Here is a 13,869-nt window from a genome sequence, read left to right as displayed (position 1 = left end):
TGCCTATCCGTTTTTATTAAAATCGTGTTATAATAGAATAGAAATCAAAAATAAATAGGAGAAACAAACCTCATGGCACGCGAATTTTCACTTGAAAAAACTCGTAATATCGGTATCATGGCTCACGTCGATGCTGGTAAAACAACTACAACTGAGCGTATCCTTTACTACACTGGTAAAATCCACAAAATCGGTGAAACTCACGAAGGTGCGTCACAAATGGACTGGATGGAGCAAGAGCAAGAGCGTGGTATCACTATCACATCTGCTGCGACAACAGCTCAATGGAACAACCACCGCGTAAACATCATCGACACACCAGGACACGTGGACTTCACTATCGAAGTACAACGTTCTCTTCGTGTATTGGACGGTGCAGTTACCGTTCTTGACTCACAATCAGGTGTTGAGCCTCAAACTGAAACAGTTTGGCGTCAAGCAACTGAGTATGGAGTTCCACGTATCGTATTTGCTAACAAAATGGACAAAATCGGTGCTGACTTCCTTTACTCTGTAAGCACACTTCACGATCGTCTTCAAGCAAATGCACACCCAATCCAATTGCCAATCGGTTCTGAAGATGACTTCCGTGGTATCATCGACTTGATCAAGATGAAAGCTGAAATCTATACGAACGACCTTGGTACGGATATCCTTGAAGAAGACATCCCAGCTGAATACCTTGACCAAGCTCAAGAATACCGTGAAAAATTGATTGAAGCAGTTGCTGAAACTGACGAAGAATTGATGATGAAATACCTCGAAGGTGAAGAAATCACTAACGAAGAATTGAAAGCTGGTATCCGTAAAGCGACTATCAACGTTGAATTCTTCCCAGTATTGTGTGGTTCTGCCTTCAAGAATAAAGGTGTTCAATTGATGCTTGATGCGGTTATTGACTACCTTCCAAGCCCACTTGACATCCCAGCTATCAAAGGTATTAACCCAGATACAGATGCTGAAGAAACTCGTCCAGCATCTGATGAAGAGCCATTTGCAGCTCTTGCCTTCAAGATCATGACTGACCCATTCGTAGGTCGTTTGACATTCTTCCGTGTTTACTCAGGTGTTCTTCAATCAGGTTCATACGTATTGAACACTTCTAAAGGTAAACGTGAACGTATCGGACGTATCCTTCAAATGCACGCTAACAGCCGTCAAGAAATTGACACTGTTTACTCAGGTGATATCGCTGCTGCCGTTGGTTTGAAAGATACTACAACTGGTGACTCATTGACAGATGAAAAAGCTAAAATCATCCTTGAGTCAATCAACGTTCCAGAACCAGTTATCCAATTGATGGTTGAGCCAAAATCTAAAGCTGACCAAGACAAGATGGGTATTGCCCTTCAAAAATTGGCTGAAGAAGATCCAACATTCCGCGTTGAAACAAACGTTGAAACTGGAGAAACAGTTATCTCAGGTATGGGTGAGCTTCACCTTGACGTCCTTGTTGACCGTATGCGTCGTGAGTTCAAAGTTGAAGCGAACGTAGGTGCTCCTCAAGTATCTTACCGTGAAACATTCCGCGCTTCTACTCAAGCACGTGGATTCTTCAAACGTCAGTCTGGTGGTAAAGGTCAATTCGGTGATGTATGGATTGAATTTACTCCAAACGAAGAAGGTAAAGGATTCGAATTCGAAAACGCAATCGTCGGTGGTGTGGTTCCTCGTGAATTTATCCCAGCGGTTGAAAAAGGTTTGGTAGAATCTATGGCTAACGGTGTTCTTGCAGGTTACCCAATGGTTGACGTTAAAGCTAAGCTTTACGATGGTTCATACCACGATGTCGACTCATCTGAAACTGCCTTCAAGATCGCGGCTTCACTTGCCCTTAAAGAAGCTGCTAAATCAGCACAACCAGCTATCCTTGAACCAATGATGCTTGTAACAATCACTGTTCCAGAAGAAAACCTTGGTGATGTTATGGGGCACGTAACTGCTCGTCGTGGACGTGTAGATGGTATGGAAGCACATGGTAACAGCCAAATCGTTCGTGCTTACGTTCCACTTGCTGAAATGTTCGGTTACGCAACAGTCCTTCGTTCTGCATCTCAAGGACGTGGTACATTCATGATGGTATTTGACCACTACGAAGATGTACCTAAGTCAGTACAAGAAGAAATCATTAAGAAAAACAAAGGTGAAGACTAATCAGTCCTCACTCTAGAAGGAAGTCACTTAGTGGCTTCCTTTTGTCTTTAGAAAATACCTCTAAATATGGTAAAATAGTAGGAGAATAATGTGAGGAAAATGAATGTCAAACAGTTTTGAAATTTTGATGAATCAACTGGGGATGTCTGCTGAAATGAGACAGGATCCTGCTTTATCACAGGCTGATATTGAGCGAGTTGTGGTTCATAAAATTAGTAAGATATGGGAGTTTCATTTCGTATTTTCTAATATTTTACCGATTGAAATCTTTTTAGAATTAAAGAAAGGTTTGAGTGAGGAATTTTCTAAGACAGGCAATAAAGCTGTTTTTGAAATCAAGACTCTGTCTCAAGATTTTTCAAACCAACTCTTGCAGGCCTATTATAGAGAGGCTTTTTCTGACGGGCCATGTGCTAGTCAAGGTTTTAAGTCCCTTTATCAAAATTTGCAAGTTCGTGCGGAGGGCAATCAACTCTTTATTGAAGGCTCTGAGGCGATTGATAAGGAACACTTTAAGAAAAATCATCTTCCTAATTTAGCCAAACAACTTGAAAAATTTGGCTTTCCAACTTTTAACTGTCAAGTAGAGAAAAATGATGTGCTGACCCAAGAGCAGGAAGAGGCTTTTCATGCTGAAAATGAGCAGATTGTTCAAGCCGCCAATGAGGAAGCGCTCCGTGCTATGGAGCAACTGGAACAGATGGCACCTCCTCCAGCGGAAGAGAAACCAGCCTTTGATTTTCAAGCCAAAAAAGCTGCAGCTAAACCGAAGTTAGACAAGGCGGAGATTACTCCTATGATTGAAGTGACGACGGAGGAAAATCGTCTGGTCTTTGAAGGGGTTGTGTTTGATGTAGAGCAAAAAGTGACCAGAACAGGGCGTGTTTTGATCAACTTTAAAATGACGGACTACACTTCAAGTTTTTCTATGCAAAAGTGGGTTAAGAACGAGGAAGAGGCTCAGAAATTTGACCTCATCAAGAAGAATTCTTGGCTCCGAGTTCGTGGGAATGTGGAGATGAATAACTTCACACGCGATTTGACTATGAACGTGCAGGATGTGCAGGAAGTTGTTCACTATGAGCGGAAGGATTTGATGCCGGAAGGTGAGCGTCGGGTTGAGTTTCATGCTCATACTAATATGTCGACCATGGATGCTTTGCCAGAGGTAGAAGAAATCGTTGCGACAGCTGCTAAGTGGGGACACAAGGCGGTTGCCATCACGGATCATGGAAATGTCCAGTCCTTCCCACATGGCTATAAGGCGGCTAAGAAAGCGGGAATTCAGCTAATCTATGGAATGGAAGCCAATATCGTGGAGGACCGTGTCCCTATCGTCTATAACGAAGTGGAGATGGACTTGTCAGAAGCGACCTATGTGGTCTTTGACGTGGAAACGACGGGACTTTCAGCTATCTATAATAATTTGATTCAGGTTGCGGCTTCTAAGATGTACAAGGGGAATGTTATTGCTGAATTTGATGAATTTATCAATCCTGGGCATCCCTTGTCAGCTTTTACTACTGAGTTGACTGGAATTACAGATGATCATGTCAAAAATGCCAAACCACTGGAACAAGTTCTGCAAGAATTCCAAGAATTTTGTAAGGATACGGTCCTAGTTGCCCACAATGCGACCTTTGACGTTGGCTTTATGAATGCCAATTATGAGCGTCATGGTCTGCCAAAGATTAGCCAACCAGTTATTGATACACTTGAGTTTGCTAGAAATCTCTATCCTGAGTATAAACGTCATGGTTTGGGGCCTTTGACCAAGCGTTTTGGTGTGGCCTTGGAACATCACCACATGGCCAATTACGATGCGGAAGCTACTGGTCGTCTGCTCTTTATATTTATCAAAGAGGTAGCAGAAAAACATGGTGTGACCGATCTAGCTAGACTCAACATTGATTTGATTAGTCCAGATTCTTATAAAAAAGCTCGGATCAAGCATGCGACTATTTATGTCAAGAATCAAGTGGGGCTAAAAAATATCTTTAAGCTGGTTTCCTTGTCTAATACCAAGTACTTTGAAGGGGTGCCACGAATTCCGAGAACGGTTTTAGATGCCCATCGAGAGGGCTTGATTTTAGGATCAGCCTGTGCAGAAGGTGAAGTTTTTGATGCAGTTGTTTCCCAAGGTGTGGATGCGGCAGTTGAGGTGGCCAAGTATTATGACTTTATCGAGATCATGCCACCAGCTATCTATGCGCCCTTGATTGCTAAGGAGCAGGTCAAGGATATGGAGGAACTCCAGACCATTATCAAGAGTTTGATAGAAGTTGGAGACCGTCTTGGTAAGCCCGTTCTAGCTACGGGAAATGTCCATTATATCGAACCGGAAGAAGAGATTTACCGTGAAATTATCGTCCGTAGCTTGGGACAGGGGGCTATGATTAACCGAACTATCGGGCATGGAGAACATGCCCAACCAGCACCACTTCCAAAGGCTCATTTTAGAACGACAAATGAAATGTTGGATGAATTTGCCTTCTTGGGAGAGGAATTAGCTCGGAAATTGGTTATTGAAAATCCCAATGCCTTGGCAGAAATCTTTGAACCCGTTGAGGTTGTTAAGGGTGACTTGTACACGCCTTTCATCGACAAGGCTGAAGAAACAGTCGCTGAATTGACCTACAAGAAAGCTTTTGAGATTTATGGAAATCCGTTGCCAGATATTGTCGATTTGCGGATTGAAAAAGAACTAACCTCTATTCTGGGGAATGGATTTGCTGTGATTTATCTGGCATCGCAGATGCTGGTGCAACGTTCCAATGAACGGGGTTACTTGGTTGGTTCTCGTGGATCTGTCGGTTCTAGTTTCGTTGCGACCATGATTGGGATTACGGAGGTCAATCCTCTATCTCCTCACTATGTCTGTGGTCAGTGTCAGTACAGTGAGTTTATCACCGATGGTTCGTACGGTTCAGGATTTGATATGCCCAATAAGGATTGTCCAAACTGTGGTCATAAACTCAGCAAAAATGGGCAAGATATTCCGTTTGAAACCTTCCTTGGTTTTGATGGAGACAAGGTTCCTGATATTGACTTGAACTTCTCGGGAGAAGATCAGCCTAGCGCCCACTTGGATGTGCGTGATATCTTTGGTGAAGAATATGCCTTCCGTGCAGGAACGGTTGGTACGGTGGCTGCCAAGACCGCTTATGGATTTGTCAAGGGCTACGAGCGAGATTATGGCAAGTTTTATCGTGATGCAGAGGTGGAACGTCTAGCCCAGGGAGCTGCTGGTGTCAAACGAACGACAGGCCAACACCCGGGGGGAATCGTTGTTATTCCGAACTACATGGATGTCTATGATTTCACGCCTGTTCAGTATCCAGCGGATGACGTGACGGCTGAATGGCAGACCACTCACTTTAACTTCCATGATATAGACGAGAACGTCCTCAAACTCGATGTACTGGGACATGATGATCCGACCATGATTCGGAAACTCCAGGATTTGTCTGGTATTGACCCTAATGAAATTCCTATGGATGACGAAGGCGTGATGGCACTCTTTTCTGGGACTGATGTGCTTGGGGTAACACCTGAGCAAATCGGAACGCCTACGGGGATGTTGGGGATTCCAGAGTTTGGAACCAACTTTGTACGTGGGATGGTCGATGAAACCCATCCGACGACTTTTGCAGAGTTGCTGCAGTTGTCTGGTCTGTCCCACGGTACCGACGTTTGGCTGGGCAATGCCCAAGATCTGATTAAGCAAGGAATAGCGGACCTATCAACCGTTATCGGTTGTCGGGACGACATCATGGTTTACCTCATGCATGCTGGCCTCGAGCCTAAGATGGCCTTTACCATCATGGAACGGGTGCGTAAGGGCTTGTGGCTCAAGATTTCCGAAGAGGAGCGAAATGGTTATATCGAAGCCATGAAGGCTAATAAGGTGCCAGAGTGGTATATCGAGTCCTGTGGGAAAATTAAGTACATGTTCCCTAAAGCCCATGCGGCAGCCTACGTTATGATGGCCTTGCGTGTAGCTTACTTCAAGGTTCATCATCCCATTTATTACTACTGTGCCTACTTCTCCATTCGTGCTAAGGCTTTTGATATCAAGACTATGGGGGCGGGCTTGGATGCCATCAAACGCAGAATGGAAGAAATCTCTGAAAAACGGAAGAACAATGAGGCCTCTAATGTGGAGGTTGACCTCTATACAACTCTTGAGATTGTCAATGAAATGTGGGAACGTGGTTTCAAGTTTGGGAAGTTAGACCTCTACCGTAGTGATGCGACTGAATTCATCATTGATGGGGATACCCTCATTCCGCCATTTGTAGCAATGGATGGTCTAGGAGAGAACGTTGCCAAGCAGTTGGTGCGAGCGCGTGAAGAGGGAGAATTCCTTTCTAAAACAGAATTGCGCAAGCGTGGAGGGCTCTCATCAACCTTGGTTGAAAAGATGGATGAAATGGGTATTCTTGGAAATATGCCAGAGGATAACCAGTTGAGTTTATTTGATGAGTTGTTTTAAAAAATTGCTTATTTTGATCAAGTGGACAAAATATGTCCACTTGATTTGTTATAATTCTCTTAAAAATAATAGAAAAGAGAGTATAATATGGTGAATCAAGGAATTTTAAATTCTAACGTGTCAATTGAAGAGCAAATTTACAATTTTGAAAAAGGCTTGAAAGATGATGGGAGTGATTGGACTGGATTCCCACAAATAGACTTAAAAGAAGATTCTCAATGTATTTACATTTGCGGTATTTCAGAGACTGACAGATGGCATTTGTTTTATACGTTAACTAAAATAAAACCTGCTACTCCAATAGCATCACTTGGATATTATCGAGTGAGAGATAATTTGATTTTTTCTAAACATAGTCAATGGATAAAACTGCAAATGGAGCATACAGAGTATGACTTGATTTTTCTGGAGGGAGTTCAACTTTTGGGAGAGGCTGATCAAAGGGTACAGGAATACTGGATGCAGCAATTCAAAGAGAATAAGAAAAGAGGCAGACTCTTCATTGTATATTCAGACTGCTTACCCGAAGACTTAAAAAATATGGATGAATCCGTAGTTGAGTTCTTCGAATCTGGCATATTGGTACAGTTGAAATCACCTAAGGGCTAGTTTATTTTGCTTTAATCGTTTTGAATATAAAGTGCTAGTTAGACTATAGAAGTGATAATAATGTACTAGAAATAATATTGTTTGAATAATATGTAGAAGGAAATTGCAGATGAATAATCAAGAGAGACTATTAACAATTTTTTTACGTTTACAGTTAGGTACTTCACTAGGAAAAAAGCAACTGGCTCAGGAATTTGAGGTTAGTGAAAAGACGATACAGAGAGATTTTTCGCTACTCCGTGATATTTTATCTAATAACACCAGTTATAGTGGAGATTTGCTTTATAACCGTAAAATGAATAAGTATAGCCTATCAAGTAAGTCAGTTTTTAATAAAAAGGATATACTTGTTATTTCAAAGATTTTATTGGAAAATCGAGCACTGAATAGGCCAGAAATTGATAGCTTACTAAATAATTTACTGGTCTTAGTTCCCCGTGATGATCAGAAAGAAATTGAGCAAATCATTGGCAGTGAAAAGCTGAACTATACTCCCTTAACGGATCAACAAAATAGAATCGAGAAAATATGGAATTTATCAGAAGCTATTTTGCATGAACAGGTTCTAGATATTATCTATCAAAAACCTTATTCTGAGTCTTCTAAGAGGCAGACTGTTTTGCCAGTCTCTCTTTACTATGATAGTCATTATTTCTATCTGGTTGTTTACCAGTTGAAACATGCTACTTATATTACTTTAAGAGTAGACCGTATCCAGTCATGGTCCCTTAGTGGTATAGAGAAACCCTCTATTTCTTATCGAGATAAATTTAGAGATGGTGATATTCGTAACGAGAGAGTAGATGCTTTTATCGGGAAGAAAATCAGTATTGAAATCGAGTACTTGTACGATCCGACGATTGTGATGGATCAATTTCCAAATGCAAAAATAGTTGGGAAAAATGGCGATTGGACTCATTTTAAATTTGAAAGTCAGCACACACCGGGGCTTAAACGCTGGTTACTGGGGCAAGGGGAAGCAGTTACTGTTTTGTCTCCTCGGATTTTAGTAGAGGATATGAAGCAAACAGTTCAAGAAATGATAGATAAATATAGATGAGGATAAAATGACTATTCAATTTACTTCTAAAAAGGTTGGAGAACTATTGAAAGAAGGGAAGTTGCGGATTCCTTCTTATCAAAGACCTTATAAATGGAACAGAAAACATATCCGTAATCTTTTTTATGATTTACGAGATGCTATGGACAAAAAGGAATATCAGATTGGTTCCGTTATCTTACATGAAAATGATGGATACTTAGATGTTGTCGATGGACAGCAACGGCTAATTTCTATTTCCTTATTTCTTCATTTATTAGATAGTTTAGAGAAATATACGGGTGCTAAGCAACTGATGAGTGCTGCTGTATTTGGAGAGCTATCTTGCTATCATGCGAGTGAAAATTATAATGAGTGGGAAAATTTGACTCAATTGGTTGGAGAAAATCAGGCAAAAGACATTTGCAACTTTTTATTGGAAAATTGTTCTGTCTCCGTGATTACTATGCCACAGGAACGATTATCAGAGGCCTTTCAGTTATTTGATTCTCAGAATAATCGTGGAAAATCTTTAGAACCTCATGATTTGCTCAAAGCCTATCATCTTCGCAAGGAAGATTCAGAAGATGAAAAGATTGTTGAAAAGTGGGAGCAATTTGTAGAGGATAAAGATTTAAGTCTCAAAGAGTTGTTTGATAAACATCTTTTCCGTATGAGACGTTGGTCTCGAGGAGAGACAGGATTGACAAACAAGCGTTATGGTTCTTATCTCCGTTTTACAGAGGATTTTATTGACGATTTTAAAGGTGTTGATTTGAATCAGAACTTTCCATATCTAGAATTGTATCGTCATATTGAAAAACTCCCCATGTCTATTACTATGCCAATCATTGATGGAAGTAAATTTTTTGAGTATATTGAATCTGCTCATGAAACTATTAAAAATCATAAAGATTTTTTAAATGAAGAGTTAGGATTTTCTGATGAATCTGAAGGGGAAGAAAAAAATGTAGCTTACCCAGAAGGCATGTTGAACATTTACAATAGCTCAAAAGGACGCTACCTCAAGTGCCACAATATATTCCTAAATATTTGCTCGCTTTTTGCAGAGAGATTTGGAAAAGATGAGCTATCAAAGGAGATAGTAGAGACCTTGTTTATTTGGTCTTACTACCCTCGGGTTAAGTCTAAAGCCATATATGATGCAACGGTAGGGAAATACGCTGCTGGTGGAAGTTTTAGACAAAAAGAGACTCAAAAGTTATTTCAACTTTTATCCCATGCTGTTACTCCGAATGGTTTCATGATCAAGATAGATAGAGAGCTATTTGAAAATTATACTGTGGACAAGATTATAGAAGAGGAAAAAGATAAATGGTAGAAACACATATAAGCTTATCAGTTAATCGTTTATTAAATGAAGATACTTATGTTATTCCTCTTTATCAGAGAAATTTTGCTTGGACTTATGATGAAATTGAGCAATTATTGAACGATGTTGCAGATGCTTTTCAAGAACAAAGAGAAAACTACTATATTGGAACATTGGTCGTTAATGAAGAGAATGGTCTTTTCAAAATCATAGATGGGCAACAGCGGACAACAGCTCTTAATTTGATTGCCTTGGCTTTGGAACATGAGTTTGGTTTTGATAGATTGAAAGCTGTCAATCTTACTTTCCCAGCTAGGAAGAAGTCAAATGAGAACATTCAAAAGCTATTTACCAAGCAAAAAATTTCTGATGACGATGAGAATGAGCTGACTAGAGGTTACGGATATGCTAAAGACGCATTGAAAAAAGTGCTAGAGGAGCGCCAGCTTAATCCTCAGTTTTTCGTTGACTATCTTTTTGAGAATGTCATCATTTTTCGGAGTATACTTCCTGAGGTTTTAGATTTGAATCTTTATTTCGAACGTTTCAACTCTCGAGGCGAACAACTAGAGGCTCATGAGATTCTCAAGGCACAAATGATGTCTAAATTTGGTGAAGATCAAGAAATGGCACAAAAATTTGTGAGAATTTGGGATGCCTGTGCAGAATTTGATAAGCCGGTAGCAAGTCAGTTTAAGATGCGGCGGAAGAGAGCAGATGACTTTCAAGAACGTGAACGTATTTTTGGATGGCATTTTACAAATTACTCATTTCATAATATTTATGATGATATTGATTTTTATCAAAATGAAAGAAGAAAGTTATCAGATATATTAGGAAAAAAGATAAATGAAAAAAATATAGAAGTAGAAAAAGATTTTGGTGATTATACCCAAGTTATCGATTTTCCAACCTTCCTACTCCATGTATTGGCAATTTGGGAAGGTAAGGATACCAATGAGGTTCAGTTAGACGATAAGAAACTTCTAGCTCTATTTGATATAAAAAATAAAAATAAGACTTGGGTTATTGAATTCAGTGAATTTCTTCTTAAAATAAAACATATTTTTGATAATTACATCGTTAGAAATTCAAATATGGATTCTTCGAGCAGAAATAAGGATGAATGGTTTTTGCAGAAGGGGACTTATTATGAATATCAACCTAATGGAAAAGCGAAAGAGCATTACATAGTTGAAGAACGCTTTACTAAGAATACATTTTCAGATTCGGAAATTAACCAAAACATCATTCTTCTCCAATCCATGTTTGCTGTGACCTTTACTGCCAATCGTGATAGTCGTTGGTTATATGAAATCTTGCAATTCTTGTTTAACCATATTGAAGAGTTAAATCAAACAGAATTTGCTAGTCTGTTTAAGGATTTTCTTGAGAAAATGGCAGTGAGATATGCTGAGGAAAGATTGTTTACTGAAGATAAAAGTATCAAAAAATATGGGGCAATTCCTGTTTATGCTTTTAACTTTGTAGATTATGTTTTATGGAAAAATCGTGCCGAATTAGAGAAAGAGTACAAGGATATTAAATTTGATAATTTCAAATTTGCCTATCGCCGTTCCATAGAGCATTGGTTTCCTCAGAATCCAAACGGACACGATGGAGAGAGCCAATTACCTGCTGATTTTTTACATTCCTTTGGCAATCTTTGTATCATTACAGATAGTCAGAACTCCCGGTTTGGCAATTCCTATCCAGAGGCCAAATTAAAACAATGGAAAGAAGAAGGTATCTTTCCTCGTCAGAGTTTAAAATTACAAATAATGGCTGCCATAACGGAAAAGACTAAATGGAAATCAGATCAGATTGTAGGATTGGAAAAAGAGATCTTGACTAGGGTAAATCATTTTATAGAAAATAAGTCATCAGAACAATGATAATCATCTATCTGAAGAAGGCTAATGTATATCCAATAGATTTACATTGGCCTTCTTTTTTGTTAAAATAGTCTATAGAAAGAGGGTGAGAGTATGTCAAAGACGAGTATGAGCATCCGTTTGGATAGTGAGGTTAAGGAGCAGGCCCAACAGGTGTTTAATAATCTGGGAATGGATATGACAACAGCTATCAATATTTTCCTTCGTCAAGCTATTCAATATCAGGGTTTACCTTTCGATGTTAGACTAGACGAAAATCGGAAGTTGCTTGAGGTATTAACGGATTTAGACCAAAATCGTAATATGAGCCAGTCTTTTGAATCAGTCTCAGACTTGATGGAGGACTTGCGTGCTTAAGATTCGTTATCATAAACAGTTTAAAAAAGATTTTAAGTTGGCTATGAAGCGTGGTTTGAAGGCAGAATTATTAGAAGAAGTTTTAAATTTTCTTGTTCAAGAAAAAGAACTTCCTGCTAGATATCGTGATCATCAATTGACGGCATCCAAGTATTTTCAAGGAGTTCGTGAATGCCATATCCAGCCAGATTGGCTTTTGGTTTATAAAGTAGACAAGGAAGAATTGATTTTAAATTTGCTGAGGACAGGCAGTCATAGTGATTTGTTTTAATAAATTTTAAGGGGGGTTCTCATGAAACTTAGAATATTCGCAGAAGATAAACCGAACCAAAAAGTCTTTGATTATCAGCTGGAACTGGATTCGGATAAAATTTTGAAAGCAACAACTTTGATTTGTGCTACGGTAGCAGCGGTTAGCCTGCTATCCCTGTTTAAATAAAAATAGAAAAGAGAAAACAGAATGGTTTTACCAAATTTTAAAGAAAATCTAGAAAAATATGCGAAATTATTGGTTGCGAACGGAATCAATGTGCAACCTGGTCACACTTTGGCTCTCTCTATCGATGTGGAGCAACGTGAGTTGGCTCACTTAATTGTCAAAGAAGCTTACGCTTTGGGTGCGCATGAGGTTATCGTTCAGTGGACAGATGATGTCATCAACCGTGAGAAATTCCTCCATGCACCGATGGAGCGTCTGGACAATGTGCCTGAATACAAGATTGCTGAGATGAACTATCTCTTGGAGAACAAGGCTAGCCGTCTAGGAGTTCGTTCATCTGATCCAGGTGCCTTGAACGGTGTGGACGCTGACAAGCTTTCGGCTTCTGCTAAAGCTATGGGACTTGCTATGAAGCCAATGCGTATCGCAACTCAATCCAACAAGGTTAGCTGGACTGTAGCAGCCGCTGCTGGACTTGAATGGGCTAAGAAAGTCTTTCCAAATGCTGCGAGCGACGAAGAAGCAGTCGATCTCCTTTGGGACCAAATTTTCAAAACTTGCCGTGTCTATGAAGAAGATCCTGTTAAGGCTTGGAAAGAGCATGCAGCTATCCTCAAGAGCAAGGCAGATATGCTCAATAAAGAGCAATTTTCAGCCCTTCACTACACAGCGCCAGGTACAGATTTGACTCTTGGTTTGCCAAAGAACCACGTTTGGGAATCAGCTGGTGCTATCAATGCACAGGGCGAAGGATTCTTGCCAAATATGCCGACAGAGGAAGTCTTCACAGCGCCTGACTTCCGTCGCGCAGATGGTTATGTCACTTCTACAAAACCGCTTAGCTATAACGGAAATATCATCGAAGGAATTAAAGTAACCTTCAAGGATGGACAAATTGTGGATATCACTGCAGAAAAAGGCGATCAAGTCATGAAAGACCTTGTCTTTGAAAATGCAGGTGCGCGTGCCTTGGGTGAATGTGCCTTGGTACCAGATCCAAGTCCAATTTCTCAGTCAGGCATTACCTTCTTCAACACCCTTTTCGATGAGAATGCCTCAAATCACTTGGCTATCGGTGCAGCCTATGCAACTAGCGTTGTTGGTGGAGCGGAGATGAGCGAAGAGGAGCTTGAAGCTGCGGGGCTTAACCGTTCAGATGTTCACGTAGACTTTATGATTGGTTCTAACCAAATGGATATCGATGGTATCCGTGAGGATGGGACACGTGTACCACTCTTCCGTAAGGGAGATTGGGCAAATTAAGGAGATAATATGTTAGGAAGTATGTTCGTTGGTCTTCTAGTTGGATTTTTAGCAGGTACTCTGACCAATCGTGGAGAGCGAATGGGATGTTTTGGAAAAATGTTTCTAGGATGGATTGGTGCCTTTATAGGCCATTTGCTTTTTGGAACTTGGGGACCGATAATAGCAGGAACAGCCATTATCCCTGCAGTACTAGGTTCCATGATTGTCTTAGCGATTTTTTGGAGACGAGGAAGTTAATTTCCTAAATCTGATACTCAATGACAATCAAAGAGCAAACTAGGA

11 protein-coding genes are annotated in these 13,869 nt (G+C 40.1%); all 11 read left to right on the top strand.

Features of this window, described 5'->3' with window-relative positions; genetic code table 11:
- Positions 1 to 72 precede the first annotated feature (72 nt).
- The 11 genes from fusA to B4W83_RS00915 all read left to right on the top strand — a co-directional run bounded on the left by fusA (position 73) and on the right by B4W83_RS00915 (position 13,824).
- Positions 73 to 2,154, top strand: coding sequence for an elongation factor G (fusA, locus tag B4W83_RS00960; protein ID WP_000090345.1), 2,082 nt, complete (start codon positions 73 to 75; stop codon positions 2,152 to 2,154).
- Between the two features lie 103 nt (positions 2,155 to 2,257).
- The gene (locus tag B4W83_RS00955; RefSeq protein ID WP_000071441.1) at positions 2,258 to 6,649 is read left to right on the top strand and encodes a PolC-type DNA polymerase III; all 4,392 of its coding nucleotides are present in this window, start codon (positions 2,258 to 2,260) and stop codon (positions 6,647 to 6,649) included.
- 87 nt (positions 6,650 to 6,736) lie between these two features.
- Positions 6,737 to 7,258, top strand: coding sequence for a DnaA ATPase domain-containing protein (locus B4W83_RS00950; RefSeq protein ID WP_000247996.1), 522 nt, complete (start codon positions 6,737 to 6,739; stop codon positions 7,256 to 7,258).
- A gap of 109 nt (positions 7,259 to 7,367) precedes the next feature.
- The gene (locus B4W83_RS00945) at positions 7,368 to 8,318 is read left to right on the top strand and encodes a helix-turn-helix transcriptional regulator (protein WP_001064600.1); all 951 of its coding nucleotides are present in this window, start codon (positions 7,368 to 7,370) and stop codon (positions 8,316 to 8,318) included.
- 7 nt (positions 8,319 to 8,325) lie between these two features.
- Positions 8,326 to 9,639, top strand: coding sequence for a DUF262 domain-containing protein (locus B4W83_RS00940; protein WP_000155164.1), 1,314 nt, complete (start codon positions 8,326 to 8,328; stop codon positions 9,637 to 9,639).
- Positions 9,633 to 11,525 (top strand): DUF262 domain-containing protein, encoded by a 1,893-nt coding sequence (locus tag B4W83_RS00935; protein ID WP_000230430.1) that lies wholly within the window; start codon positions 9,633 to 9,635, stop codon positions 11,523 to 11,525. Before B4W83_RS00940 ends, B4W83_RS00935 begins: the two co-directional genes overlap by 7 nt.
- A 93-nt stretch (positions 11,526 to 11,618) precedes the next feature.
- Positions 11,619 to 11,882, top strand: a complete 264-nt coding sequence (locus B4W83_RS00930; protein WP_000047859.1) for a type II toxin-antitoxin system RelB/DinJ family antitoxin — start codon at positions 11,619 to 11,621, stop codon at positions 11,880 to 11,882.
- Positions 11,875 to 12,153 (top strand): type II toxin-antitoxin system YafQ family toxin, encoded by a 279-nt coding sequence (locus tag B4W83_RS00925; protein ID WP_000913059.1) that lies wholly within the window; start codon positions 11,875 to 11,877, stop codon positions 12,151 to 12,153. The genes B4W83_RS00930 and B4W83_RS00925 overlap by 8 nt, the downstream gene beginning before the upstream one ends.
- Positions 12,154 to 12,174: 21 nt before the next feature.
- Positions 12,175 to 12,321: a hypothetical protein gene (locus B4W83_RS12890; protein WP_000776637.1), complete on the top strand. Its 147-nt coding sequence runs from the start codon at positions 12,175 to 12,177 to the stop codon at positions 12,319 to 12,321.
- A 21-nt stretch (positions 12,322 to 12,342) separates the two neighbouring features.
- Positions 12,343 to 13,584, top strand: a complete 1,242-nt coding sequence (locus B4W83_RS00920; protein WP_000243941.1) for an aminopeptidase — start codon at positions 12,343 to 12,345, stop codon at positions 13,582 to 13,584.
- A gap of 9 nt (positions 13,585 to 13,593) precedes the next feature.
- Positions 13,594 to 13,824 (top strand): GlsB/YeaQ/YmgE family stress response membrane protein, encoded by a 231-nt coding sequence (locus tag B4W83_RS00915; RefSeq protein ID WP_000901572.1) that lies wholly within the window; start codon positions 13,594 to 13,596, stop codon positions 13,822 to 13,824.
- Positions 13,825 to 13,869: the final 45 nt, after the last annotated feature.

Origin of the sequence: Streptococcus pseudopneumoniae ATCC BAA-960 = CCUG 49455 (assembly GCF_002087075.1) — a bacterium.
In the GTDB taxonomy this organism is placed as follows: Bacteria; Bacillota; Bacilli; order Lactobacillales; family Streptococcaceae; genus Streptococcus; species Streptococcus pseudopneumoniae.
Note: the sequence above shows the minus strand (reverse complement) of the source record. Positions and strands in the feature narration are given on the sequence as shown.